Annotated in this window: 26 protein-coding genes; 12 read left to right on the plus strand and 14 right to left on the minus strand. The window is 62.4% G+C overall.

Features of this window, described 5'->3' with window-relative positions:
* Positions 1-2 precede the first annotated feature (2 nt).
* On the minus strand, positions 3-947 hold the full coding sequence (locus N8A98_RS17355) for a nucleoside hydrolase (protein ID WP_262167151.1): 945 nt from the start codon (positions 945-947) through the stop codon (positions 3-5).
* A gap of 7 nt (positions 948-954) precedes the next feature.
* Positions 955-2298: an amidohydrolase family protein gene (locus N8A98_RS17360; protein ID WP_262167153.1), complete on the minus strand. Its 1344-nt coding sequence runs from the start codon at positions 2296-2298 to the stop codon at positions 955-957.
* Positions 2299-2485: 187 nt separating this feature from the next.
* On the opposite strand from N8A98_RS17360, the gene N8A98_RS17365 reads away from it, so the two are divergent.
* Positions 2486-3487 carry a LacI family DNA-binding transcriptional regulator gene (locus N8A98_RS17365; protein ID WP_262167155.1) on the plus strand — a complete coding sequence of 334 codons (1002 nt, stop codon included), beginning with the start codon at positions 2486-2488 and terminating at the stop codon, positions 3485-3487.
* 69 nt (positions 3488-3556) lie between these two features.
* Positions 3557-5419, plus strand: a complete 1863-nt coding sequence (locus N8A98_RS17370; protein ID WP_262167157.1) for an adenine deaminase — start codon at positions 3557-3559, stop codon at positions 5417-5419.
* Positions 5420-5427: 8 nt separating this feature from the next.
* On the opposite strand, the gene N8A98_RS17375 is transcribed toward N8A98_RS17370, so the two are convergent.
* From N8A98_RS17375 to N8A98_RS17390, 4 genes are all read right to left on the minus strand, one after another.
* Positions 5428-5910, minus strand: a complete 483-nt coding sequence (locus N8A98_RS17375) for a GNAT family N-acetyltransferase (RefSeq protein ID WP_262172050.1) — start codon at positions 5908-5910, stop codon at positions 5428-5430.
* The gene (locus tag N8A98_RS17380) at positions 5888-7228 is read right to left on the minus strand and encodes a TCR/Tet family MFS transporter (RefSeq protein WP_262167158.1); all 1341 of its coding nucleotides are present in this window, start codon (positions 7226-7228) and stop codon (positions 5888-5890) included. Before N8A98_RS17380 ends, N8A98_RS17375 begins: the two co-directional genes overlap by 23 nt.
* A 188-nt stretch (positions 7229-7416) precedes the next feature.
* Entirely contained in the window at positions 7417-8595 is a 1179-nt protein-coding gene (locus tag N8A98_RS17385; RefSeq protein ID WP_262167160.1) for an FAD-dependent oxidoreductase, read from the minus strand.
* 11 nt (positions 8596-8606) lie between these two features.
* Positions 8607-8855, minus strand: coding sequence for a zinc-finger domain-containing protein (locus N8A98_RS17390; protein ID WP_113124056.1), 249 nt, complete (start codon positions 8853-8855; stop codon positions 8607-8609).
* Between the two features lie 159 nt (positions 8856-9014).
* Between N8A98_RS17390 and N8A98_RS17395 the strand changes: the two genes are divergently transcribed.
* The 3 genes from N8A98_RS17395 to N8A98_RS17405 all read left to right on the plus strand — a co-directional run bounded on the left by N8A98_RS17395 (position 9015) and on the right by N8A98_RS17405 (position 11553).
* Positions 9015-9785, plus strand: coding sequence for an alpha/beta fold hydrolase (locus N8A98_RS17395; RefSeq protein ID WP_262167165.1), 771 nt, complete (start codon positions 9015-9017; stop codon positions 9783-9785).
* 81 nt (positions 9786-9866) lie between these two features.
* Entirely contained in the window at positions 9867-10694 is an 828-nt protein-coding gene (gene cysE / locus N8A98_RS17400) for a serine O-acetyltransferase (RefSeq protein WP_262167167.1), read from the plus strand.
* A 643-nt stretch (positions 10695-11337) separates the two neighbouring features.
* A complete protein-coding gene (locus tag N8A98_RS17405) occupies positions 11338-11553 on the plus strand; it encodes a DUF3126 family protein (RefSeq protein WP_035101906.1) in 216 nt (71 codons plus the stop codon).
* Between the two features lie 216 nt (positions 11554-11769).
* On the opposite strand, the gene N8A98_RS17410 is transcribed toward N8A98_RS17405, so the two are convergent.
* Entirely contained in the window at positions 11770-12444 is a 675-nt protein-coding gene (locus N8A98_RS17410; RefSeq protein ID WP_262167179.1) for a hypothetical protein, read from the minus strand.
* Positions 12445-12567: 123 nt separating this feature from the next.
* On the opposite strand from N8A98_RS17410, the gene N8A98_RS17415 reads away from it, so the two are divergent.
* Positions 12568-12888 carry a DUF6949 family protein gene (locus N8A98_RS17415; RefSeq protein WP_262167181.1) on the plus strand — a complete coding sequence of 107 codons (321 nt, stop codon included), beginning with the start codon at positions 12568-12570 and terminating at the stop codon, positions 12886-12888.
* A 237-nt stretch (positions 12889-13125) separates the two neighbouring features.
* Here N8A98_RS17415 and N8A98_RS17420 read toward each other — a convergent pair whose 3' ends face one another.
* From N8A98_RS17420 to N8A98_RS17430, 3 genes are all read right to left on the minus strand, one after another.
* On the minus strand, positions 13126-13749 hold the full coding sequence (locus N8A98_RS17420) for a transglutaminase-like cysteine peptidase (protein ID WP_262167183.1): 624 nt from the start codon (positions 13747-13749) through the stop codon (positions 13126-13128).
* Positions 13750-14084: 335 nt separating this feature from the next.
* Positions 14085-14717, minus strand: coding sequence for a PilZ domain-containing protein (locus N8A98_RS17425; RefSeq protein WP_113124051.1), 633 nt, complete (start codon positions 14715-14717; stop codon positions 14085-14087).
* Positions 14718-14837: 120 nt separating this feature from the next.
* Positions 14838-15494 carry a PAS domain-containing protein gene (locus N8A98_RS17430; RefSeq protein WP_262167186.1) on the minus strand — a complete coding sequence of 219 codons (657 nt, stop codon included), beginning with the start codon at positions 15492-15494 and terminating at the stop codon, positions 14838-14840.
* 186 nt (positions 15495-15680) lie between these two features.
* Here N8A98_RS17430 and N8A98_RS17435 point away from each other — a divergent pair, with 186 nt between their 5' ends.
* Positions 15681-16409, plus strand: a complete 729-nt coding sequence (locus N8A98_RS17435) for a rhomboid family intramembrane serine protease (RefSeq protein WP_262167188.1) — start codon at positions 15681-15683, stop codon at positions 16407-16409.
* A gap of 195 nt (positions 16410-16604) precedes the next feature.
* Entirely contained in the window at positions 16605-16763 is a 159-nt protein-coding gene (locus N8A98_RS17440; protein WP_262167190.1) for a hypothetical protein, read from the plus strand.
* Positions 16764-17018: 255 nt separating this feature from the next.
* Here the strand turns inward: N8A98_RS17440 and hisI are convergent, their stop codons facing one another.
* From hisI to folE, 3 genes are all read right to left on the minus strand, one after another.
* On the minus strand, positions 17019-17465 hold the full coding sequence (hisI, locus tag N8A98_RS17445; RefSeq protein WP_262167192.1) for a phosphoribosyl-AMP cyclohydrolase: 447 nt from the start codon (positions 17463-17465) through the stop codon (positions 17019-17021).
* Positions 17466-17474: 9 nt separating this feature from the next.
* Positions 17475-17915: a DUF1801 domain-containing protein gene (locus N8A98_RS17450; protein ID WP_262167194.1), complete on the minus strand. Its 441-nt coding sequence runs from the start codon at positions 17913-17915 to the stop codon at positions 17475-17477.
* A gap of 116 nt (positions 17916-18031) precedes the next feature.
* The gene (gene folE / locus N8A98_RS17455) at positions 18032-18655 is read right to left on the minus strand and encodes a GTP cyclohydrolase I FolE (RefSeq protein WP_262167196.1); all 624 of its coding nucleotides are present in this window, start codon (positions 18653-18655) and stop codon (positions 18032-18034) included.
* Positions 18656-18802: 147 nt separating this feature from the next.
* Here folE and N8A98_RS17460 point away from each other — a divergent pair, with 147 nt between their 5' ends.
* Positions 18803-19255, plus strand: a complete 453-nt coding sequence (locus N8A98_RS17460; RefSeq protein WP_262167198.1) for an iron-sulfur cluster assembly scaffold protein — start codon at positions 18803-18805, stop codon at positions 19253-19255.
* Positions 19255-19566 carry a membrane protein insertion efficiency factor YidD gene (gene yidD, locus N8A98_RS17465; protein WP_262167200.1) on the plus strand — a complete coding sequence of 104 codons (312 nt, stop codon included), beginning with the start codon at positions 19255-19257 and terminating at the stop codon, positions 19564-19566. The genes N8A98_RS17460 and yidD overlap by 1 nt, the downstream gene beginning before the upstream one ends.
* Positions 19567-19574: 8 nt before the next feature.
* Here the strand turns inward: yidD and N8A98_RS17470 are convergent, their stop codons facing one another.
* A complete protein-coding gene (locus N8A98_RS17470) occupies positions 19575-20024 on the minus strand; it encodes an invasion associated locus B family protein (RefSeq protein WP_262167202.1) in 450 nt (149 codons plus the stop codon).
* 302 nt (positions 20025-20326) lie between these two features.
* Here N8A98_RS17470 and thrS point away from each other — a divergent pair, with 302 nt between their 5' ends.
* Both thrS and N8A98_RS17480 read left to right on the plus strand, forming a co-directional pair.
* Positions 20327-22309 (plus strand): threonine--tRNA ligase, encoded by a 1983-nt coding sequence (gene thrS, locus N8A98_RS17475; protein ID WP_262167204.1) that lies wholly within the window; start codon positions 20327-20329, stop codon positions 22307-22309.
* Positions 22309-22539 (plus strand): hypothetical protein, encoded by a 231-nt coding sequence (locus N8A98_RS17480; protein WP_113124148.1) that lies wholly within the window; start codon positions 22309-22311, stop codon positions 22537-22539. Before thrS ends, N8A98_RS17480 begins: the two co-directional genes overlap by 1 nt.
* The last annotated feature ends 119 nt before the right edge of the window (positions 22540-22658 follow it).

Below are 22658 nucleotides of genomic sequence, written 5' to 3' on the forward strand. Positions count from 1 at the left end.
GATTATCCGGGGATGTAGGCGATGGACGCTTTGTAGAGATCGACCAGGCGGTCGATTTTGGCTTCTTCGACGAGGGTCACCATGGGCGTGCCGAGGCGGCCGGACGGATCGACCACGGTCATGCCGCGGGTGATGCCGGGGGCCAGCGCCACATCCATGGAGGCGCGTAGCGACTTGGTGACGATGCTGGGATCGACCACGACGGCGGCAGCCAGTGGATCGACAAAGCGGAACACGTCGCCCCCGCCATAGCTGGCATTGGTGCGCCGGGCGTGATCGGCCAGGGCTTCCGAGAAGGCCTTTTCGGGGCCGGCAGCGACGCTAGCGAAAGCAGTGTCGACGTCGGCGCCGCTCATATTGTGGGTGACGCAGGGCTCCCACGGGATGACGACGATGTCGATATCGGCCGAGAAGACCACCGAGGCGGCTTCGGGATCGGCATAGATATTGAATTCGGCGGCAGGGGTGGTGTTGCCGCGGCCATAGACGGTGGCGCCCATAATGGTGAGCTGGCCGATGCCGTTGATGATGGAGGGCTCAAGCCGCAGCGCCAAAGCCAGGTTGGTCAGCGGGCCGATCATCAGGAAATCGATCTTTTCGCCCTTGCCGCCGGCTTCGCGGAAGGTCTGGCGCAGGAAGCCGATGGCGTCCTCGCTGGCGGGCTTGGCATTTTCGAGCGGCCGCGGAGCGCCGCCCAGGCCGTCTTCGCCATGGATATACTTGGCGTCGATGATCTTTTGCGTCAGCGGGCGGTCGGCGCCCATATGCACGGGCACGTCGGCACCGGCGATAGCCAGGGTGGACAGGATGTTGCGCGTGGCTGCATCGAGGCCGACATTGCCGAATACGGTGGTGATGGCGTCGGGCGTGCGGCCGCCAGCGATCAGCATCAGCAGGGCCTGCGCGTCGTCAACGCCACCGTCGGTATCGAGAATCAGTTTGTTCAAATTTGCCTCATGCGACCTGGCGCGCAAGTTCGACGCGCGCCCAGAAGTCCTGGTAAGTGGCCGAATAATTCGACCTGATGGATTGGTAGTCGGCGCGCTGTAGCATGCGATCGCGGACGATGTCTTCGCCGGCGACCCAGACATGGGTAACGTCCCGGCCGCTGCCAGAATAGACGAGCACGGTCTCGATGTCCGGGGTTTCCGAATAGCCGGGGCCGCGCATATCCACAGCGATGATATCGGCGGCCTTGCCGATTTCGAGCGAGCCGATCTCGTGATCAAGGCCCAAAGCCTTGGCGCCTTCGATCGTGGCCATGCGGACCAGCTCGGCGCTGGAAATCGGCTGCGCCACGCCTTCGCGGTGGGAGGCGACGAGACCGGCCACCCGCATTTCGGCGATCATGTCATAGGAATTGTTGGCGGCGACATTGTCGGTGCCCAGGGCGACGGTGACGCCTGCGGCCTTGAGCTTGACCACGGGGCAAATGCCTTCACGGCCCGAGCGTAGGCCCGCCGTGGCATTGTAGGACACCGAGGCGGCTGGGGCGGCGGCGAAAATGGCTATGTCTTCGTCGCTGAGATCAAGGCAATGGGCCGCATGGACGCGGCCGGCGAAGAACCCGTCGCGGGAGAGGGCCTGCGTGGCTGTCAGCCCATAGCGCGCCAAGGTCTCTTCATTATCCTCCGGTCCCGCCGCCATGTGCAGGTGCATCCCGACGCCGTATTTGACGGCCATGTCGACCTCGGCGCGGAGCAGGTCCTCGGAATTGTCGACATAGGGGGCGTGGGGGCCGAACCAGGGGATGACTCGGCCATCGGCGGAGCGCTGCTTTTCGATAAAGGCGGCGGCTTTGGCGAGTTCGTCCTCGCCGCGGTCCTTATCGCCCAATTGCACAATGCCATAGGCGATGACGGCACGCAGGCCGCTAGCGGCGGCGGCCTGGGCGATCTCTTCGGCAAAGAAATACTGGTCGCAGAATGTAGTGGTGCCGCTCAGCGCCATTTCGGCGCAGGACAGCGCGACGGCGGGGCCGATATCGGAGGCGATTAGCGACAGCTCCGGCTCGCGGATGGAATTGTACCAGCCTTCCATGGTGAGCAGGCTCTGGCCTTCCGAGCGGCCACGGAACAAGACCATGGCGGAATGAGTGTGGGCATTGACCAGACCGGGCATGATGAGTTGGCCGGGCAGTGCGGTTGCTTCGTCGAACCCGGCAGGGTCAGGTTGGGTCGATTTGGGACCGGTTCCGGTGATGCGACCATTTAGAAAAGCAACCCAGCCGCCTTCAAAGACGGTGTTTTGCGTATCGACGGTGAGGATTGTAGCGTCGTAGATAAGAACAGAACTCATTTGACCCGGCTTAGTAAACCGCTTTACATTTCGAATTAACGTCAGTTATCAGCACAATGTCAAATGCTATCGCAGTTCATTTGCACAAACCATATGCGAATATCGGAAATGCACAAGACGGGGGCATGGTCGTGTGGTGCGCTGATGGCCGAGGATGGGCAATGAGTCCGAGAATCAGAGGCAGATCATGGCTACGCTGAGCGATGTCGCGGAAGAAGCGGGTGTGTCGCCGACGGCGGTGTCGCGCTATCTCAACAACAGGATTGAGCTGCCGCAGGGTACGCGCGACCGGATCGACGCGGCGATTGCCAAGCTCGATTATCGGCCCAACCTGCTGGCCAAGCGGCTATCCACCGGAAAGGCGGAGGCGATTAGCCTGGTGACGCCGGAAATTGGCAATCCGTTTTTTGCGGAACTGGCCGCGGCAGTAGAGGCCGAAGCCGAGCGGCATGGCTACGCGGTGTACATGTCCTCGACCCGGGGCGACCGGACGCGGGAGGTTGACGCGATCAAGCGGCTGCATGACCAGCATGTGGATGGCTTGATCATGATGACCAACCAGCCCGATGACGGCACTCTGGCCGAGCTTCTTGCGCGGCACGACAATGTGGTGCTGCTGGACGAGGATATTCCCGGTGTGTCGGTGCCGCGCGTATTCGTGGAAAACGAGCAGGGCGCTTATGCCGCGACGCAATTGCTGATCGAGGCCGGGCACCGCGATATTGCTGTCATCAGCGGGCCGGGCGGGCTGATGAGCGTCAAGGAGCGACTGGCGGGATTCCGGCGGGCGATGGGCGAGGCAGCTATTGCGGTTCGCGAGGATTGGGTGCTGCTGGGCCAGTATTCGCGCGAATTCGGGCACGAGGCGGCAGGGCGCCTGCTGGCAAACCAGGAGCGGCCGAGCGCTATTGTGGCGTGCTCGGATTATCTGGCGATAGGCGTGCTGCAGGCTTTGCGGCAAGCAGAGATTGCCGTGCCCGGGGATATGTCGCTGGTGGGGTTTGACGACATGCCGTTCGCCGAATTGGTGGACCCACCTTTGACCACGGTACGCCAGCCGGTTGCCGAAATGGGGCGGCTTGCCTTTACGCGACTATTGGCGCTGATCAACAAGACTGAAACCGAGACTATGACCCGCCTGCCGGTGGAACTGGTAGTGCGCAAATCGGTCGCGCGGTTTGGGGGATAAGGTCTCGTTGATCCCCGCTCACGACTTGGATAAGCAGGGCGCGGCTTGGATCGCAGGAGAATTATAGACATGGATTTGCCGGACGATCTGCTGATCAACGCTGCCGATGAGGTTCGCATTCGCCAGCATCTGGCGCTGGTGGCGCTGGGCAAGCGCCCGGCGGATCGCGCAGTGCGCGTTGGGCGGCTGCTCGATGTGCATGGGCGGCGCTGGCATGAGGATCAGGAGATCGTCATATCCGGGCGGCGGATCGCCTGGTTAGGGCCGGCGGGCGCCTATAAGGGCGAGGTTGCCGAGCGGGCAGAACGGCTAAATCTGCATGCCGTGCCAGGGTTTGGCGAGGTTCATAAACATATCGAATCAAGCCATTTGACGCCCGAGCATGAGGCGGCATTGGTGCTGCCGCATGGCAATACCTGGACCTGCGAGGCCAGCCACGAATTTTCCAATGTGGATGGGCCGAACAACCTCGAATTCTGGCTGACGGCGCGGCGCGCCGGATCGCCAATGAAGATATTTCCGCTGCCTGGATCGGCTGTGCCCCCAACGGCCTACGAGTGGGGCGGCGGGCATTTTGGCTATGACGAGCAGCAGAGCTTTCTCAAGCAGCAATTAATGGTGGCCGGGCTCGACGAGGTGATGGATTGGCCGGCGGTGTGGAACCCGGAAAATCCGTCCTATGAGCGGCTGTGGGGGATGATCCGGGCGACCTTCGAGCAGCGCGGCGTGGTCGAGGGGCATGCCGCGGGCATGCGGGCCATTGATGATATCAATGCGTTCGCGGCGGCCGGCATGGCTTCGGACCATGAGGCGTGGACGGCCGAGGAAGTGCGCGACAAGCTGCGGCGCGGGCTGTTCATGGAATTGCGCCCGCATTCGGTCAAGGAGATGATCGGCGGGCTATTGGCCGAGGGGCAGCAGGATTGGTCGCAGTTTGCGCTGTGCACCGATGACCGCTCGTGCTCGGACACGATGAAGCTGGGCGCGACCGACCACAATGTGCGGTTGGCCATCGAAGCGGGGCTGGCGCCCGAGATTGCCATTCAGCTGGTGACGATCAATCCGGCGCGGCATATGCGGCTGACGCCGTGGGTCGGGGCGATTGCGCCGGGGCGGTTTGCCGATCTGGTGCTCCTCGATGATGTCGCGAGCCTGTCTATTGCGCAGGTTTGGGCTGATGGCCAGCAGGTTTCCGAGGGCAAGACCTATAGCGGGCCGCTGCCCAAGATTGCCTGGCCGGGCTGGGCGACGGGGACGGTGAATATCCAGCGTGAGATGCTGGCCGAAGACTTTGCGATTCCCGCTGAGCCGGGGCGCCAGACCATGTCGGCGGCGATCCTGCGGCCGTTCCATTGGGCGGATGAGTTCATCACCATGGACCTGCCCGTGGCCGATGGCCTGGTGCAGCGCGATGCCGGGCGGAATGTCACCAAATTTGCCATTGTCGACCGGTTTTCGGGCAAGGGGCTGACGTCCAAAATGTTCTGGCTGGGTACGGGGCCGAAGACGCCGGAGACGGCGCTGGCCTGCTCGATGGGGCATGACAAGCACAATATCTGGGTGGTTGGGTCGTCGGACGCCGCCATGGCCAAGGCGGTCAATGCGCTGCGGGAAACGCAGGGCGGCTGGGCGCTGGTACGCGAGGGCGAACTGGCGGCGACGGTGCGTTACGAGGTGGGCGGGCTAATGACCTGTCGTCCGCCGGCGGAGTTGGATGCCGAAATGCAGGCGCTGTATGCCGCGGCCGAGGGGATCGAGTGGATGTATGAACCCACCTTCTCGCCGCGCTGGTGGCCGGGTTTCCCCGAGCGGCTAGCCTTTGCCACGCTGACCTGTGCGCCCTGGCGGTGGGTGCTGGTGGCGCCTTCGCCACTGGCGCCGGAGGGATTTGTGAATGTCGCGACCGGCGAGACGCATCCCATTGTGTGGTGAGGCGTCCTCTACAGCGTCTTGAACATCACATAGCTGTCCACATAGCCGTGCACGGGGTGGTTGAACGCCTTGGGCAGGGTGCCGACAATATCGAACCCGAGGGATTGCCAGAGCGCGACGGCGCGGGTGTTGATGGAGACGACGTGGTTGAACTGCATGGCGCGGAAACCGCGTTCGGCGGCACGGGTCAGCGAGTGTCGGCACATGGCTCGGGCGACGCCTTTGCCCTGGGCGGTGGAGGCGGTCATGTAGCCGCAATTGGCGACGTGGGCGCCGCCGCCCTGTTGATTGGCCATGAGGTAATAAGTGCCAAGGATCACGCCATTTTCCTCGGCGACGAAGACTTCGTGGGTGGGGCCGAGCCAATAGGCGAGGACGCCGGCGTCGTCGAGGTCGGTGGCGATGGCGTAGGTTTGTCCGGCGGCCAGGGTGGGCGCGACGATGGCGAGGATTTGCGGGATATCTGCCTCAGCGGCGGGGCGGATTTGCAGCGTCATTATCGTCTTCATCCATGGGTGGAACGCGGATCTGGCCGGGGGGTGCCATGTCGGGGATGATGGGTTTGTTGGCGATGGATGGGCGGTGGCCGAGCTCGAACCGCCAGGCGGCTGTGGCAAACAGGATAAGTGCGAGGACGACGCAGCCGGCGGCAGCGACCCAGGGAGCGCCGGGGAAATAGCCGGGCGAGTCGGGGGCCGAAGTGAAATAGGAAAAGATCTGCGTGGCGACGACCGGGCCGATAATGGTGGCCAATGAATTGGCGGCGTTGACTGCGCCCTGCAATTCGCCCTGGGCGTTGTCGGGCACCTGGCGCGAGAGCACGCCATTGATGGCCGGTGGGGCCAGGCCACTGATCGCGCCGATCATGATGAAAACGTAGAGATAAACCACCTGATCGGTGAAGGCGACGCCGATAAAGGCAGCGATCGCGGCCAACAGGCCCAGCATAGCCACGGGCGGTTCGCCAATGCGTTTGACCAGGGGGCCGACAATAAAGGCCTGGCAGATGGCAAAGCCGATGCCGAAGGCGCCCAGTGCACGGCCGATATTGGACGAGGTGAAGCGGTAGACCTCGACCGTGAAATAGCTGAACACGGTAGGCAGCGCCTGGGCGGCCAGCGAGAAGGCGAACAGCACAGCCAAAAGCCACAGCACGACCGGATAGCGGCGCAGCGCAACGACGGCGCCGAAGGGATTTGCGCGGCGGATGTCGAACTTGCGGCGGGCGTGGCGCGGCAGGCTTTCGGGCAGGATGAAGAGGCCGAAGAGGAAATTGGCGAAAGCCAGGCCAGCGGCGGCAAAGAAGGGGACGCGGGGACCCAGTTCGCCGAGTTCGCCGCCAATGACCGGGCCAATGATGAAGCCGAGACCGAAGGCGGCGCCGATCAGTCCGAACCGGTGCGTGCGCTTATGCGGCGGGGTGATGTCGGCCATATAGGCGGTGGCGGTGGCGACGGCGGCGCCGGCCACGCCGGCAATGATGCGGCCGATGAACAGGTACCAGACGAAGGGGGCGATCGCCATCATCAGGTAATCGAAGGTGAGGCCGAGCAGAGAGCAGAGCAGCACGGGGCGGCGGCCGAAACGGTCGGAAAGATTGCCCAATACTGGCGAAAAAACGAATTGCATCAAGGCGTAAGCGAAAACGAGGTAGCCGCCGATGACGGCCGCATTGGCGACGCTACCGCCGGTCAGTTCTTCCAGCAGCTCGGGCAATACCGGCACGATGATGCCGACACCGATCATGTCGAGCAGAATGGTGACGAGGATACAGGCCAGCGTCAGGCGGGAGCGGGTCGCAGCTTGCATAAAGTGGCGCTAACCTTCTGATTTTCAGGGCCCCAGCGGGCTGGTTGGTGTCGCGCAGTTGACACAGCCGGATCGGCCAAAGCAAGGCCGAACGGTGTCGGGTGTGGTATGCGCGACAGCTTGAAGCGGCGGGAAGCTGAATCTCTTCAGAGGTTTAACTCGGGTGCTTCGCGGGATGATTCAAGGCCTTAGGGCTGCGCATCATGCCCGTAGAGCCAGGCGAGGCGCTTGAGGTGACCGCGCGGGCCCTGGGCCGATATGACCAGGTTGCGGGCGGTGCTGAGGGGCCAGGGAAGATGAAAAATCTTGCCGTTGGAGCGGGAAACCTTGGCGACGCGCTCGACGCGAGGGCGGCGGATGGCGTCGAATTTGGCGAAGGCAGCTTCGGCATTTGGCTCCTCGATCAGCAGGGGTGCGAGGACGGCGGCGTCTTCGATGCCCATGGCGGCACCCTGGGCCTGGAAGGGGAGCATGGCGTGGGCGGCGTCGCCGATAAGGCCGGTATTTTCGCGGTGCCAGGCGGGGGAATCGACCGTGTAGAGGGGCCAGGGCGTCCAGCTCTGTCCGGCGGCGGCGCGGATGGCTTCGAGCCTGGCGGGGAGGCGGCGGGGTAGGTGGGGCGCGCCCCGATCGGGGAGTTCGTCGCGATTCGAGGCCGTAGCGAAGAGGGCGATATTGACCTGCTGGCGGTGGGGCAGCGGGTAGCAGACGACGTGGTAATTGGGGGCGAAGAGCACGGAGACGCGGTCGAGCGCGATCTGGCCGGTAAGGGCTTCGAAGGGCAGGAGGGTGCGCCAGGCGACGCGGCCGCGCCAGGTGGCGGGTGGACCATTGAGCAGCGTCGTGCGGGTTTTTGAATGCACGCCATCGGCCCCGATCAATGCGTCGCCACGCAGGGAACGGGTTTGGCCGCTGGCATCTTCGAGTGTGATCGAGACGCCATTCGCACTGGTGACAGTATCCCATGCGCGGACGCCGAAGAGGATATCTATGTTGGCGAAGCGCCGGCAGGCCTTGTAGAGCGCGTCGGCGAGGTCGGCGCGGTGCATGACGGCGTAGGGGGCGCCGAAGCGGGTGCGCATGATGGCGCCCAGTTCCAGCGTGACCAGCGGGCGCTTGGCGCGGGCTGGGTAGAGGTCGATGCCGGTGGGTTCGAGGCTATTGGCCGCGATGGCTTCCTCAAGCCCCAGGGAATCGAGGACGCGGCGGGCATTGGGGCTGATCTGCAGGCCCGCGCCCAATTCGGACACGGCCGGGTTGCGCTCGAGCACGGTAACATTGGCGCCGAACTTGGCGAGCGCCAATGCGAGCGTGAGTCCTGAGATGCCTGCACCGACGATAAAGAAGGTGCGGCCGCTGCTATTCATTTAGGAAAAACTCAAGCGGCGTCAGCGTGATAGACGGCCGAGAGCGGATTGGCGGTGCCGGCGGCGAGCGCTGGATTGTAGACGTAATGCGTCGAGCAATAGGGGCAGACGGCTTCGCTGTCCTTGCCCATATCGATGAAGATATGGGGATGATCGAAGGGCGGCAGGGCGCCGACGCACTGGAATTCCTTGGACCCGACCTCAATCTGGCGGAGGCCTTCGGTGTTGTGGAAGTGGGGCGTGCTGCCGTGGGCTGCCATCGGGGATAACCTGGATAGATGATTTGCTGGCCGGACCATAAACAATGGGCCGGGCGAAAGAAAGGTCTTCCGGGCAGTCACATTTGCCCAAACAGGTGGCACCGATTGGGCGAATAGGTTAGCGGACTGTGCACGTTGAGATGTTGCTGGGTGAACCAATTGCCAAACTTTCAATCCGATGGTCTGACGCTGGCCTATGAATCCTTCGGCGATGGCTTCCCGGTATTGTGCATCCATGGCTTTGCCTCGAGCGGGAAGGTCAACTGGATCGATACGGGCTGGGTCGAGGCGCTGACATCGGCCGGATATCGGGCGATCACGCTGGACAATCGCGGGCATGGGCAATCGGACAAGCCCTATGACACCGAGGCCTATTATCCACAGGTGATGGCCAAGGATGCGGTGGCGCTGCTGGACCATCTGGGGATCGAGAAGGCCGCGGTGCTGGGCTATTCGATGGGCGCGCGGATTGCGGCATTCATGGCCTTTCAGGATGAAGAGCGGGTAGTGTGCGCGATCTTTGGCGGGATGGGGATGAATCTCATCAATGGGCTGAGCGACGGCAATGACATCATTGCCGGATTGCGGGCGCCGGCCCTGGCGGGGCTGACGCATCCGACGGCGCGGCAGTTCCGGATTTTTGCCGAGCATACTGGCGCGGACCGGGAGGCGCTGGCCGCTTGCATGGAGACGTCGCGCGAGCCGATGGCGCGGGCCGATGTGCGGCGGATCAATGTGCCGGTGCTGGTGGCAGTGGGGGAGGCCGACGTGATGGCCGGCCCGCCCGAACCACTGGCGGAATTGATTCCGGGCGCGGAAGCGTTCGTCATTCCCAAGCGCGACCATATGCGGGCGACGGGTGACGCAAAATTCAAGGCTGCAGCGATCGAATTCCTGGGCAGGACATTGCCTGCCAACAGCCATTCGTGAACCAAACGGCCCGTAAGGGCTTTGTTTTGGAGCATGAGATGGCTTATATCGGTAAATCTCGATGAAGCGGAGTGTCGCCCCATGAGCGTCAGCGCAAAGAAATCAGCCGAAATCCAGGCCGTGGACCCCGTTTGGGAAGCTGTGCGCGCCGGAGCCAGGCAGATCGTGGCGGCCGAGCCTTCTTTGTCGAACATGGCGATCTCAGCGATTCTCAATCACGAAACGTTCGAGCAGGCGCTGGGGCATCGCCTGGCGGCGCGGCTGGACCATGACGATGTTTCGGCCGATCTGATCCGGCAGGCCTTTGCCGAGATGATCACGGATTTCCCCGATATCGGGCATGCGGCGCGGGTCGATCTGGCGGCGACGCTGGAGCGTGATCCGGCCTGCCACCGGGCGGTCGAGCCGCTGCTGTTCTTCAAGGGCTATCAGGCGATCCAGACGCACCGCTTTGCCCATGCCATGTATCTGGCGGGGCGGCGGGATTTTGCGCTGTATCTGCAAAGCCGGGCCAGCCAGGTGTTTCAGGTCGATATCAATCCGGCGGTGCCGATGGGCAAGGGCATCATGCTCGACCATGGCACGGGGCTGGTGATCGGGGAGACCGCGACGGTCGGCGACAATGTGTCGATGTTGCAGAATGTGACGCTGGGCGGCACGGGCAAATCCGATCAGGACCGTCACCCCAAGATCGGCAATGGCGTGCTGATCGGGGCCGGCGCCAAGGTGCTGGGCAATATCCGCATTGGCGATTGCTCGCGGATCGGGGCGGGTTCGGTGGTGCTCAAGGAAGTGCCGCCGCGGGTGACCGTGGCGGGGGTTCCGGCCAAGGTGATTGGCGAGGCTGGATGCGCGCAGCCGGCGCTGGTGATGGATCAGGAATTCCTGGTTCACGATCTGAACAGCTGATTTTCCGGTGATGCCGGCCTGCAACCGGCACTCGTCTGCGCTTCCGGTGCTCACGTACAAAAAGTACGCTCCGCTCCGGTTCTCGACGACCACCGGTTTCGACTCGGCCTGACCGGAAACTCAACCGTTCAGTGCTGACTGAGGCTTGAGCGCGGTGTGCTGGACCCTCGTGGCAAGCCCGAGGGCAGGCTTTCATAGTTCGGGAGCCACGATCGGCCTCCCTCCCCCTTGTGGGGAGGGATTGAGGGTGGGGGTGCTGAGCTTTCCACCGGCAAAGCACTTGCGGAGAGTGCAGACCCCCCGCCCTAACCCTCCCCACAAGGGGGAGGGAACCAGATTGGGGCTCTCCACCTATCAGCAGAGCTGAATGTTGATTGGAGCTACTGAGCACGACACTGTGGGTGGGGGCGATGGGTGCAAACCCTCGTACCTTCAGCATGGATCCCGGCCTGCGCCGGGATGACGTTGTGGGGAGGATGGGTTTGCGCTGTGGGGCGGGGCAGGATGAGGCGGGGCGCTGGCTTTGCTGCGCTGCAACTGGTCATCGCGGCTTGTCACCGCTAAAATGGGGCGGAACAGGGGTTGTTTGCGTTTAGCGGGTGACTAGATTGCCGCCTCAACCCAAATCAGCAGGATACGCATCGTGAACCATCCCGAGATCATCAAGCTGCAGAAATTCCTGCAACTCAAATTCAACAACAAGAATATCGACGTGCGGCCGCGCGCCAAGCTGAATGACTCCGTCGAAGTGTTCATCGGCGATGAATCGATCGGGCTTATTCATCTGGACGACGAGGATGGCGACAAGTCGTACATCTTCAATATGTCGATCCTGGATATCGATCTGGACGAAGTCTGAGACGTTTGCAGCGTCCGCCGGGCCTTCCTTCTCCCCTTGAGGGGGAAGGTGCCCCGCTTGAGGCACCGAATTCGCGAAGGCGAATTTCGGTTGGGATGAGGGGGTGTCTCCATTGGCATTGAAGCGATGGGATGGCGCAGTACCCCTCACCCTGAAATTCTGCTGAACGCAGAATTTCTGTCCCTCTCCCTCAAGGGGCGAGGGGAAGATAGAATCTTACCAAGCCCCGATTTTTTCTAGCCAGAGTTTCATCTGGGTGTCGAACTGGCGCCAGGATTGCAGGGCTTTGGCGTCGAAGACGTAGACGGCGGCGATGCCGCTGGGCAGGTAGACGGTGCGCACGCATTGTTCGGGCGCGCCGGGTTCGATGGGGGCCATGCATTTGGCGACGAAGGCATTGGCCGAGAGCGGGTCGTACCAGACGCGTTCGCCTTCGTAGCCGGCTGCGGCGCCGAGCGGTTTGCCGACGAGGCCGGGAATGCCGGCCAATGTTTCATCACCAAATTGGTGCAGATAGACGGCGTCGAGCAGGGCGCTGCTGGTGCGCGCGCGGCTGCGGGGCAGCAGCATGACTTGCACGGGCAGGGGCGTGGCGCCGTCGGGCGCGAACATCAGGGTCAGGTCGATCTGATTGGTGAAGCCGTCGCGGATTTGCTCGCCATAGCGGAACCAGGCGGTGGGAATGGTCAGCTCGCGCCCGGAAATGGTTTGCACGATGGGATTGCCATCCTCGAGCGCGGGGGTGGGCGTGCGCGAAGTGCGGCCCATTTCGTCGAGCAGGTAGGCGGCGCCAACGGCCAGCAGCAAAGCCAGCACGGCGATGCCGGCCAGATTGAATCCCAGGGAGGCGGGAGGATGGCGGGGCGTGGCGGGCGCCGATTGCGAGCTCATGACCAGCATTAACCAGATTTGGCGAGCGGAGGTGACAATCGATAGGGCGGTCAATATGCTTAATGAAGGGTTAATTTCAGGCGCGCGGCACAATAATGCCAGCGCGGAACAGGGCGGTTGGGCATGGCCAAGGAATTGCTGCTGGCGGCGTTTCTCATCGGGATCGGGCTATGCGTGGCAGGGGCGGGGACGCACCTTTACCAATGGCTGGCGCGACAGCAGGCCATTTTGCGCTTTGACGGCAAGACCTACGTGGCTGCGATGGGGCACCTGGCGATGAGCTTTATCTGCGGGCCCTACATCATGTTGCAGCTGGGCTGGCAGCACGAGGATAACAGTACGCTGTCGATGACCTCGATGCTGGTGGCCTCGGTGGTGGCCTTTGGCTGGGCGTTCGTGACGGGGATGCTGTTCATGGGTGTTTACGTGGCTATTCGGTATTAGGAGCGACAGCATCAGTAGACCTCATGGTGAGCTTGTCGAACCACGAGGTCGTACCCGGATCGTGCCACGACCTCGTCCTTCGACAAGCTCAGGATGAGGTCTACTGAGGTGAGCGCCAGCTTTGCGATTGCCAAAAACAATGAAGCCAGCTTCTTGCGAAGCTGGCTTCATTCTTCAGACCCCTATCAGGGTTAGGCGTGGATCTTGCGATCCGGGGCGGGGTCCGGAAAGCGGTGATTAGTTGATGCCAGCGGTGGTGGCGACGACGATCTGGCGGCTGTCGATCATGTCGACCCACTGGCCGGCATTGGCCTGGGACTGGCGCTTGACATAGTGGTAGGGGGTGTCGCTCCAGAGGCGCACGGCGCCGTCCTGGTTGTCGAGCACGAGGTCGCCGCGGTCGGTGCGGACGATCAGTACGGCATGGCCTTCGCCATTGGCCTGCTTGACGATGGCCATCAGCAGGGTGCTGACCGGCCAGCCGGCATTGATCAGGTCGCGGCGCTTGGCCAGCGCGATATCTTCGCAATCGCCATAGCCATTGGGATAGGTCCAGAATTCGTCGACCTGGTAGAGGTCGAGGTCGGAGACCGGGGTGACGTTGCCGTTGACGTTGGCGTTGATCTGCAGCAGTTCGGACCAGCGGGCTTCGTCCAGCGGCACAGCGGACACGACATTGTCGTTGCGGCGGCATTCGGCGGGGCGGGCCTTGCAGAACTCGGCATGGCCGACCGGGATGCTGGCGGGGGCATCGACGACCTGCACGAAGGCGACATTGGTCAAGTCGAGGGCCTGGGCCGGGGCGGCGATGGCGGCGAGGGCGAGAAGTGCGCCGAATATTGCCTTGTTGGTGAAAAACATTGTGTGGTCTCCCTGATGGAAACCACGTTACGGACTGCCGATTTCGTCGATCCGAAAACTGCAATGCAGTTTTTATGCAAGTTTTATCGAATGGATTCAGGGGTGGTTTACTATGCGGGGGTGGTCCGCTGCATGGTGCCTGTGGCGGGCGCGGCACCCTCGCCCCGGCCCTCCCCACAAGGGGGAGGGAGAAGGGGCATTGAAGCATGGGAGGGGCTGGGCCATTCGAGCGTAGCTCTCATGGCCTTCTCACCTCAAATCGCTCCACTGGAGCGATTTGCCCTGCGGGACGGATCGAAGTCCCACAAGGGGCGAGGGGAGGTTCAGTGCAAGCCCTAGTTCATCCGCAGGTTTTGCTGGACGACGGTGAGCATTTCCTGGGCGGAGGCGAATTCTACTGCGACGCCATTCTGGAAGTGGCGGACCACGCGGGCGCGCATGCGGCCCAGGGTGACGGGCGTGCCCATGGCGGGGCGCACGTCGAGTTCGATGGCGGCGCCGGAAAGCGAGATGTCGATGATCTTGCAATTGTAGCGGCGGCCATCGTCGAGGACGACGGTGGAATGGCGGATATCGGGGACGACGCGCTCGTGGCGGCGGTCTTCCGGCAGGTTGAGGATATCCTTATTGGCCAGCCAGGTGAGCTGGGCGGCCATCTTGTCGCGCTTGCGCGGGGAAGCGGCGATGTCCATTTCAAAGCCGCCATCCATCTGGGAGAGGATAGTGCCCTCGATGCGGCCGACATGGTCGATATAGGCGATGACGCGCTCGCCGACGACGCCGGCAACGGGGGCGATGACCATGGCGTCACCGGGGGACATTTCGATGACCTGGCAGGGAAATTCGCGGCGGTCGGCCAGCATGTAGCGGCCCAGGACCGAGACTTTGACGCGCTGAAAACGTGCCGAGTCGGCGCGCGTACGCGCGGGGGCAATGAATCGCGGTGATTGGATGTCGTCGCTGAGCATTGCCGCCGGTCGCACTGTGTTTCCACAATAAGCTAACCGGGTTTGGTTAACGCTTGGTATTGTGATTTGTCGCCAATACCAAGCCAAGTGGGCTAAAATGCCGGCAAAAGCCTTGGCAGTTTACTTACTGCGGCCGCCATCGATAACGGCGAGGTGCGCGTAGCGCCGGGCGCTGCGGCCATAGACCGTGGCGGGCATGGGCATGTGGGGGCTGACGCCCATGTAGCTCATGTCATTGCCCACATTGGTGGCAACTTCGCGCACGGTTTCTTCCATGGCCACATCATCGGGCCAGATCAGGCGCAGGCCGGTAATGCGCTGCTCGAGAATGGGCTGGACGCCGAGCCAATAGGGCTCTTCGAGCGCCGACATGGCGCCGAGCAGGCGGGTGTGGGTGGAGCCATTGTGGCGCAGCGGCATCAGGATGGTCTCGAAGGACACCTTGGTGTGCAGCGCTGTGGTGCCCTGGAAGGTGACCAAGGCCACGGCGTGATCCTCGGTGACGGCGCGGATCAGGGTGTCCATGGCGTCGCGGTCGCGCTCATGCCAGAGATCGTTGAACGAGCGGCCCTTGAGCTCGCGGCAGTAACTTGTGCACAGGTGCGAGCCCGCGAGGCGGAAAGAGAACTTCTCTGCCTGGTCGAATTCGAGAATAAAGGTATTGGCGAGCGCTTCGCGGATGCGCGTGGGGTCGATATCCTTGCGGTCCGGTGCGCTGCGGGACCCCCGGATGGCGTTCCAATAATCGTAGAGGGTCCGAGTGCTGGTCTGCTGCATTGCTGTTGTTCCGCCGATGGCCATGCGACCGCTCCCCGCCTTTGAGAAAAGGCACAAGCCGCGACTCCACATTCGCAAATGGCTGGGGCAAAAGCGCCCTTAAAGGATAGTTAAGGTTAACGCGGCTGTCCCAATGTGGAAAAGAAGAGCCAAAGCGGCGCGGCGCCAGCGAGTCGGGGTGAAGTGATGGTCGAACAAGGGCAGACACCAGGCCAGCCGGGGCGCGAGCCGGTGTTCCTGTTGCCGGGGTCGGTGACGGCTTTGGTGGGGGTGATGGTGGTGATTCACGCCGCATCAACCTTCGTGCTTAACCAGCAGGGCTATAACGACTTCATCCTGTGGTTCGCATTTTTGCCGTTGCGGCTGGTGGTGGCGGGGAGTGATCCGGCGCAGGCCCTTCCCCTGATCTGGACCCCGTTCAGCCATGCGCTGATGCATGGCGGATGGGATCACCTGCTGATCAATGTGGCGTGGTTGGCGATTTTCGCGACGCCGGTGGCGCGGCGCTATGGGGCCGGGCCGATGCTGACGATCTTTTTCATCTCGGCGGCAGCGGGGGCGGCGTTCTTTGCGGCGACGACGCTCTATTCAGGGACGTATCTGATCGGGGCCTCAGGGGGCGTTTCCGGGCTGACCGGTGCGGCGGTGCGGTTCATTTTCCAGCCGGTGATCGTGGCGCAGCATCCCGAGACGGGGGAGCGGGTGATCGTAGGTCGGCATCTGGCCAGTTTTGGCGACCTGATGAAGGATGCGCGGGCGCGGATGTTCGTGGTGATCTGGGTGGTGCTGAATGCTGCGGTGCCGCTGCTGCCGGTGCTGACGGGCACTTCGATTGGCGTGGCGTGGCAGGCGCATCTGGGCGGGTTTTTCGCCGGGATTTTGCTGGTGGGGTTGTTTGAGCGGAAGGGGCGGTAGAGGGGCGAATCTAGTGCTCGGTTTGCTGAGGTCGAATAGAAGGGGGATGCACGCCGAATTTTGGTATTCCCCGTTATCCCCATAGTTCACATGAGAGCCGCTGACAGCGTTAACTGGCTGCGCGATAGGCAGAGACAAGGCCGGCGAACCGGACTTATCAACAGGTCATCGCGGGTTTATCAGGAGCAGCTCAGCATGAGTGATCTCATTTCCATCGACCGACTAGAACAACTATGGCGGGCCTATCGCGCTGCCCGAGCCAAGGCAGAGGCAACTGGCGAAATCAGCGACGGTATTGCTGCGGGCAAGGCGTGGGCCATCTGGCTCAAATTGTTTCTGGGGCGGGCGGCATAAAGTTCGCACTTAGCTGCTGCCAGATGCCACGACCTCGTGGTTCGACAAGCTCACCATGAGGTCTACTGGGCAATATCCAGATCGCGGACCATCCACGGTGGCACCCCGGCGCAGGCCGGGGCCCATCCTGAGATCGGGGCATGCGGAGAAAGGGTGGCAGCGCGATCACACACCCGCACCTTGCGGCAGATCTGCCACCTCGAGATGGGCCCCGGCCTGCGCCGGGGTGACACCGTGGGTGTGGAGGGTACTGCGCTAGTAAACCTTGGCCGGATCGAACAGGCGGGGCAGGCCGGTGTCCTTTAGGGCTGCGGTTTCGCCCGTTACTTCTACCTGGCGATAGAAGCAGGATTTGCGGCCGGTGTGGCAGGCGGCGCCGCGGCCGGTTTGTTCGACACTCATGACCAGGGCGTCCTGGTCGCAATCGGTGCGCAGCTCGACCAGCTTTTGCAATTCGCCCGAGGTTTCGCCCTTTTTCCAGATTTTGCCGCGCGAGCGGGACCAGTAATGGGCGATACCGGTTTCAAGCGTCAGGGACAAGGCCTCGGCGTTCATATGGGCGAGCATCAGCACGTCCTTGCTCGAGGCCTCGATGGTGACGACGGTGACCAGGCCCGCAGCGTCGAAGCGCGGGGCGAAGAGGGTGCCTTCTTCCAGTTGCTCGTGGGAGAGGGCGGCGGGATCGGCGAAGGTGATGCTCATGCCCGGGTTTTAGCGCGGGCGCGGCTTTTGCGCTAGGTGATAGGTCAAGGCGGCGCGGAGGCAAAGGGCGAGCGGGGTGGCCGGGAGGGGCGAGGCGGCGGGCAGGAGGAGCGCGCGATTGCCGTCAAAGGTGAAATCGTCAGCGAAATGGGCGCGGAAGGTGTCGATCAGGGTCGTTTGGCAGTTGAACAGGACTGCGCATTTGTCGGGCGCCGAGCGGACCATGCCGAGGCGGATGGTGGAGCCGCTGCGACTGGCTTCGGTGAGATAGGCCGGTTCGCCCCATTTGAGCGTTTCGGTGAGGGGGCCGACGCCATTGGTTTGAGCGGCGATGGTGAAGATCAGCTCGCGGATATCGAGGAGGCGCTGGCGCATTGGCTCGGAATAGCGCGCGAGGGCCTGCACTACCGGTTCGGGCACTGGCGGAGCGCTGACTAGCTGTTCTGGCATGGTTGATCCCTCGGGCACGCAAGCATAATGAGCGCGGGGGAAACAGGCAAATCCGGTCGGCGGCTGCTTCAGCACCCCCACCCCGGCCCTCCCCACAAGGGGGAGGGAGAAGAGGGCTAGCGCTTGCCGACCATGGCGAAGAAGCGGTCTTGTTCTTGGCGGTCTTCGGCGAAGACGCCGGTGAAGCGGTGGGTGATGGTGGAGACGCCGTGGGCGTGCACGCCCCGCATGGACATGCACATATGCTCGGCTTCGAGCATGACGGCGGCGCCGCGGGGGCCCAGATTTTCGTTTAGCGCGTCGATGATCTGCGCGGTGAGGTTTTCCTGGGTCTGCAGGCGCCGGGCAAAGACCTCGACGAGGCGGGCGAGCTTAGAGAGGCCCACGACACCGTCGTGCGGCAGATAGGCGATGTGGGCCTTGCCGACAAAGGGCACCATGTGGTGCTCGCAATGGGAGCTGAAGGGAATGTCGCGGACCAGCACGATATCGTCATAGCCGCCAACTTCCTTGAAGGTGCGGTCGAGCACGGCTTTGGGGTCCTGGTCGTAGCCGGCATAGAGTTCGCCATAGGCTTTGGCGACGCGGCGCGGGGTGTCGAGCAGGCCTTCGCGGGTCGGATCGTCACCGGCCCAGGCGATCAGGGTACGGACGGCGGCTTCGGCTTCTTCGCGCGTGGGGCGAACCGGGGCGCTTGCCATGCGAGGCAAGGGAAAGGGCGGCTTGACGCTGGCATCCATCTGGTCGGCTCCTTGTGGCACCGCATTGAAAGGCTGCAATAGCGACTTTTGGACCAGTGGGACGTGAGCGATGTCCTGACAGCCCGGGTGCGAGCACCTATATAGGAGGCTGGACACAGGCCGACAAGAAACAGAATTGTTCGTTTCATGGAACTCAGCGATCTCTATTCCGATAAAATCCTCGATCTTGCAGGAAATGCCCGCCAGCCGCCGCGGCTGGCGGCGCCTGATGCGAGCGCGCGCAAAACCAGCCGGGTGTGCGGCTCGACCATCGAGGTGGACCTAGTGGTGCGGGACGGGGTGATCGAGGATTACGGGCACGAGATTTCGGCTTGTGCGCTGGGGCAGACTTCGGCGGCCGTGGTGGCGCGGGAGATTGTGGGGACGCCCGTGGACGAGTTCCGGACGGTGCGGGGGCAGATGCATGCCATGCTCAAGGCGAATGGCACGCCGCCGGCGGGCAAGTGGAGCGATCTGAAATATCTCGAGCCAGTGCGGGACTATACGGCGCGGCATATGTCGACGCTGCTGGTGTTCGATGCGGTGGAGGCGGCGCTGGAAAAGATCGAGTCGGCTGAATCGGTTGCGGCCGGTTCTTGATGGATCGAGTCGTTTCGGGATTTTGGCGCGTGGTGGATTTGCCGTTCAAGATTGCGGCGGTGTTTTTGATCACGGTCTATCGGTACACGCTGTCGGCCTTTATGGGGCGGACCTGCCGGCATTTGCCGACCTGCTCGGAATATACGCGGGATGCGATCTGGCGGTTTGGATTCTGGCCGGGGGGCTGGATGGGACTGGCGCGGTTTGTGCGCTGCCGGCCGGGCGGAACGCATGGTTATGATCCGCTGCCGGAGGCGGTGCCGGTGGGGGCGCGGTGGTATCAGCCGTGGGGGTATGGACGGTGGAAGTAGGGGGCGCCCTACTTCCCGTCGTATGCGGCGGTAAAGCCAGCAAGGCTGATGGTGGTGACGTGCCACCGTCCGCCTTTGTAGACACTCAGACGTAACTTGGAGCCGTGCCGCAGCATGTTGAGATAATCTTCGTTGGCGATAAACTCGCTCTGGCAGGTGCCGTTCTGGCACCTCATGAAGGGCACCCGGATCTCTTTTTGGCCGTCGATCTGCCATGTTACGCCAAACGGAAGATCAGCGTCTGGCGTGGTATCGGCTTTCAGAAGGGGGCCGTTAGATTTCTGAACGATCTCGAATGAATTCACACTTCCGTTGCCTGTCTGGAAGCGTACGCAGTGATCTGCGCACGACTTGTACCACTGACCAACGGGCCCTTCTGCGAATGCCGGCGATGCCAAAAGGCCTGTCGCAACCAGGAAGACGAACGAAACAATAAAACCCGCAATTTTCGGTGGCATTTATCTTCCTGATTCCGCTCTACAATTTCGATGACAGTGCCTAGGGTTCACGTCGAAGTAAAGCGGCCCGGCAATTCTTTAGTGTGCCGGAAGCGCCAGTAAACAGAGGTTCCCGCTTATGCGGGAATGACACCGTGGGGCTGGGTCGCCGAGCTGACTGTTGTATCTCAGGGATAGACCCGGCGTTCGCCGGGGTGACATTGAGTTTTTGAGGCGTGCTGCTGGAAATGCACGTGATACGTGCTAGATAGGCGCCCTTGCCGTGCTTTTGCGGCAAGTTACCCAATTTCTGGAGACCTAAAATGACGATCAAGGTGACGTTCCCCGACGGTGCAACTCGCGACTATGCGCGTGGCACCACTGGGACCACCGTGGTCGAGGGTATCTCCAAGAGCCTGGCCAAGAAGACGGTGGCTATGCGCTGGAACGGCGTGCTCAGCGATCTCAGCGATCCGCTGGAGGAAGACGGCCGCATTGAATTTGTCACGCGCGATAGCGGGTCCAAGGACGTGCTGGAGCTGATCCGGCACGACACGGCGCACGTTCTGGCGGAAGCCGTGCAGGAGCTGTGGCCTGATACGCAGGTGACGATCGGCCCGGTGATCGAGAACGGCTTTTACTACGACTTCAAGCGCGATACGCCGTTTTCGGAAGAGGATTTCCCGGTCATCGAGAAGAAGATGGCCGAGATCATCGACCGGGGTGCGGCGTTCACCAAGGAAATCTGGACGCGCGACCAGGCCAAGGCCTTCTTCAATACGCGTGGCGAGGCCTTCAAGGTCGAGCTGGTCGATGCCATTCCGGCTGACCAGTCGCTCAAGATGTATAAGCAGGGCCAGTGGATCGACCTTTGCCGGGGGCCGCATATGCGCTCGGTCAAGGATATCGGCAATGCGTTCAAGCTGACCAAGGTGGCCGGCGCCTATTGGCGTGGCGACAGCAATAATCCGGTGCTGAGCCGCATTTACGGCACGGCCTTTGCGAGCAGGGAAGAGCTGGACGCGTATCTGCACATGGTGGAAGAGGCGGAAAAGCGCGATCACCGCAAGATCGGGCAGGAGATGGACTTGTACCACTTCCAGCCCGAGGCGCAGGGATCGGTATTCTGGCACCCCAAGGGCTATGTGCTGTTCAACCAGATGGAGGCCTATATCCGTCGGCGGCTGAATTCATCGGGCTATGTCGAGGTGAAGACGCCGCAACTGATGTCTTCCAAATTCTGGGAGGCTTCGGGGCACTGGGGCAAGTATCGCGAGAACATGTTCGTGGTGCCTGACGAAGTGCCGGGAACGGAAGAGGAAGGGCCAGTTTTGAGCGGCAAGGGCGACCTGATGGCGCTCAAGCCGATGAATTGCCCGGCCCATATCCAGATCTTCAACCAGGGCATCAAGAGCTACCGCGATCTGCCGCTGCGGATGGCGGAATTTGGCTGCTGCCACCGCAATGAGGCCCATGGTGCGCTGCATGGCCTGATGCGCGTGCGGCAGATGACCCAGGACGACGCGCATATTTTCTGCCGCGAAGACCAGATCCAGGCCGAGACCGAGCATTTCGTGCATCTGCTCTATTCGGTTTATGAGCATATGGGCTTTGCCGATGTGGTCATCAAGCTGGCGACGCGGCCGGAAAAGTTCGGTGGCACGATCGAGCGCTGGGATGCGGCCGAGAAGGCGTTGGGCGATGCCCTGCGCGCGACCGGCTATGACTTCGAGATCGCGGAAGGCGAGGGGGCGTTTTATGCACCCAAGCTGGAATTCCACCTCAAGGACGCTATCGGGCGCTCCTGGCAGGTGGGGACGCTGCAGCTGGACTATGTGCTGCCCGAGCGGCTGGACGCGACCTATGTCGCCGAAGACGGCTCGCGCCAGTATGCGGTGATGCTGCACCGGGCGATTTTGGGATCGCTGGAGCGGTTTATCGGCATGATGATCGAGAACTATGCCGGGCGGATGCCGATGTGGCTGGCGCCGACCCAGGTTGTGGTGGCGACCATTGTGTCGGAAGCCGACAGCTATGCCGAAAAGCTGGTGCGCCAGCTCAAGGACGCCGGTATCCGGGCCGAGATCGATGTGCGCAACGAGAAGATCAACTACAAGGTGCGCGAGCACTCGGTGGGCAAGGTGCCGCTGATGTTCGTGGTGGGCAAGCGCGAGGCCGAAGAAGGCACCGTGTCGGTTCGCCGGCTCGGAACCGAGGGGCAGAAGGTCATTCCGTTCATGGATGCCCTGGTGTCGCTTATGGCCGAAGCTACCGCGCCTGATCTCAAGGCGAAGGCTGCTGCCTGATGCCGCAGCGGCCGTCCAATCGGGAAATCAAGGCGCTGACGCATCTCGGAGAAGAGAATGCGTTGGGACCCGGCGATTTCAAGGATATCGGCGAGAAGGTTTTCGCCGGTATGCTCAAGAAGGGCTGGGTTGTGCCGGCCGAGGGGCTGCCCGGTAAATACCGGGCGACCATCAAGGGGCTGACCATCCACGAGGGTGAGATCATCTTTGCGGGGCGGCTGCGCAAATAAGTATACCGGAGGTCCTCGCGAAAGCGGGGACCTTTGTTTGTAGATGTGCAAAAGATAAACAGAGGTTCCCGCTTTCGCGGGAATGACACCGTGGTGGATGTGGGCGTTCGCAGCAGGAC

The sequence above is a fragment of the Devosia neptuniae genome (assembly GCF_025452235.1).
GTDB lineage: Bacteria > Pseudomonadota > Alphaproteobacteria > Rhizobiales > Devosiaceae > Devosia.

Bases quoted from the DNA above. Each gene is read 5' to 3' on its own strand.
- N8A98_RS17360 (WP_262167153.1), bottom strand. From the start codon at position 2,298: ATGAGTTCTGTTCTTATCTACGACGCTACAATCCTCACCGTCGATACG.
- N8A98_RS17365 (WP_262167155.1), top strand. From the start codon at position 2,486: ATGGCTACGCTGAGCGATGTCGCGGAAGAAGCGGGTGTGTCGCCGACG.
- N8A98_RS17370 (WP_262167157.1), top strand. From the start codon at position 3,557: ATGGATTTGCCGGACGATCTGCTGATCAACGCTGCCGATGAGGTTCGC.
- N8A98_RS17380 (WP_262167158.1), bottom strand. From the start codon at position 7,228: ATGCAAGCTGCGACCCGCTCCCGCCTGACGCTGGCCTGTATCCTCGTC.
- N8A98_RS17385 (WP_262167160.1), bottom strand. From the start codon at position 8,595: ATGAATAGCAGCGGCCGCACCTTCTTTATCGTCGGTGCAGGCATCTCA.
- N8A98_RS17390 (WP_113124056.1), bottom strand. From the start codon at position 8,855: ATGGCAGCCCACGGCAGCACGCCCCACTTCCACAACACCGAAGGCCTC.
- cysE (WP_262167167.1), top strand. From the start codon at position 9,867: ATGAGCGTCAGCGCAAAGAAATCAGCCGAAATCCAGGCCGTGGACCCC.
- N8A98_RS17410 (WP_262167179.1), bottom strand. From the start codon at position 12,444: ATGAGCTCGCAATCGGCGCCCGCCACGCCCCGCCATCCTCCCGCCTCC.
- N8A98_RS17415 (WP_262167181.1), top strand. From the start codon at position 12,568: ATGGCCAAGGAATTGCTGCTGGCGGCGTTTCTCATCGGGATCGGGCTA.
- N8A98_RS17420 (WP_262167183.1), bottom strand. From the start codon at position 13,749: ATGTTTTTCACCAACAAGGCAATATTCGGCGCACTTCTCGCCCTCGCC.
- N8A98_RS17425 (WP_113124051.1), bottom strand. From the start codon at position 14,717: ATGCTCAGCGACGACATCCAATCACCGCGATTCATTGCCCCCGCGCGT.
- N8A98_RS17430 (WP_262167186.1), bottom strand. From the start codon at position 15,494: ATGCAGCAGACCAGCACTCGGACCCTCTACGATTATTGGAACGCCATC.
- N8A98_RS17435 (WP_262167188.1), top strand. From the start codon at position 15,681: ATGGTCGAACAAGGGCAGACACCAGGCCAGCCGGGGCGCGAGCCGGTG.
- N8A98_RS17440 (WP_262167190.1), top strand. From the start codon at position 16,605: ATGAGTGATCTCATTTCCATCGACCGACTAGAACAACTATGGCGGGCC.
- hisI (WP_262167192.1), bottom strand. From the start codon at position 17,465: ATGAGCATCACCTTCGCCGATCCCGCCGCCCTCTCCCACGAGCAACTG.
- N8A98_RS17450 (WP_262167194.1), bottom strand. From the start codon at position 17,915: ATGCCAGAACAGCTAGTCAGCGCTCCGCCAGTGCCCGAACCGGTAGTG.
- folE (WP_262167196.1), bottom strand. From the start codon at position 18,655: ATGGATGCCAGCGTCAAGCCGCCCTTTCCCTTGCCTCGCATGGCAAGC.
- N8A98_RS17460 (WP_262167198.1), top strand. From the start codon at position 18,803: ATGGAACTCAGCGATCTCTATTCCGATAAAATCCTCGATCTTGCAGGA.
- yidD (WP_262167200.1), top strand. From the start codon at position 19,255: ATGGATCGAGTCGTTTCGGGATTTTGGCGCGTGGTGGATTTGCCGTTC.
- N8A98_RS17470 (WP_262167202.1), bottom strand. From the start codon at position 20,024: ATGCCACCGAAAATTGCGGGTTTTATTGTTTCGTTCGTCTTCCTGGTT.
- thrS (WP_262167204.1), top strand. From the start codon at position 20,327: ATGACGATCAAGGTGACGTTCCCCGACGGTGCAACTCGCGACTATGCG.
- N8A98_RS17480 (WP_113124148.1), top strand. From the start codon at position 22,309: ATGCCGCAGCGGCCGTCCAATCGGGAAATCAAGGCGCTGACGCATCTC.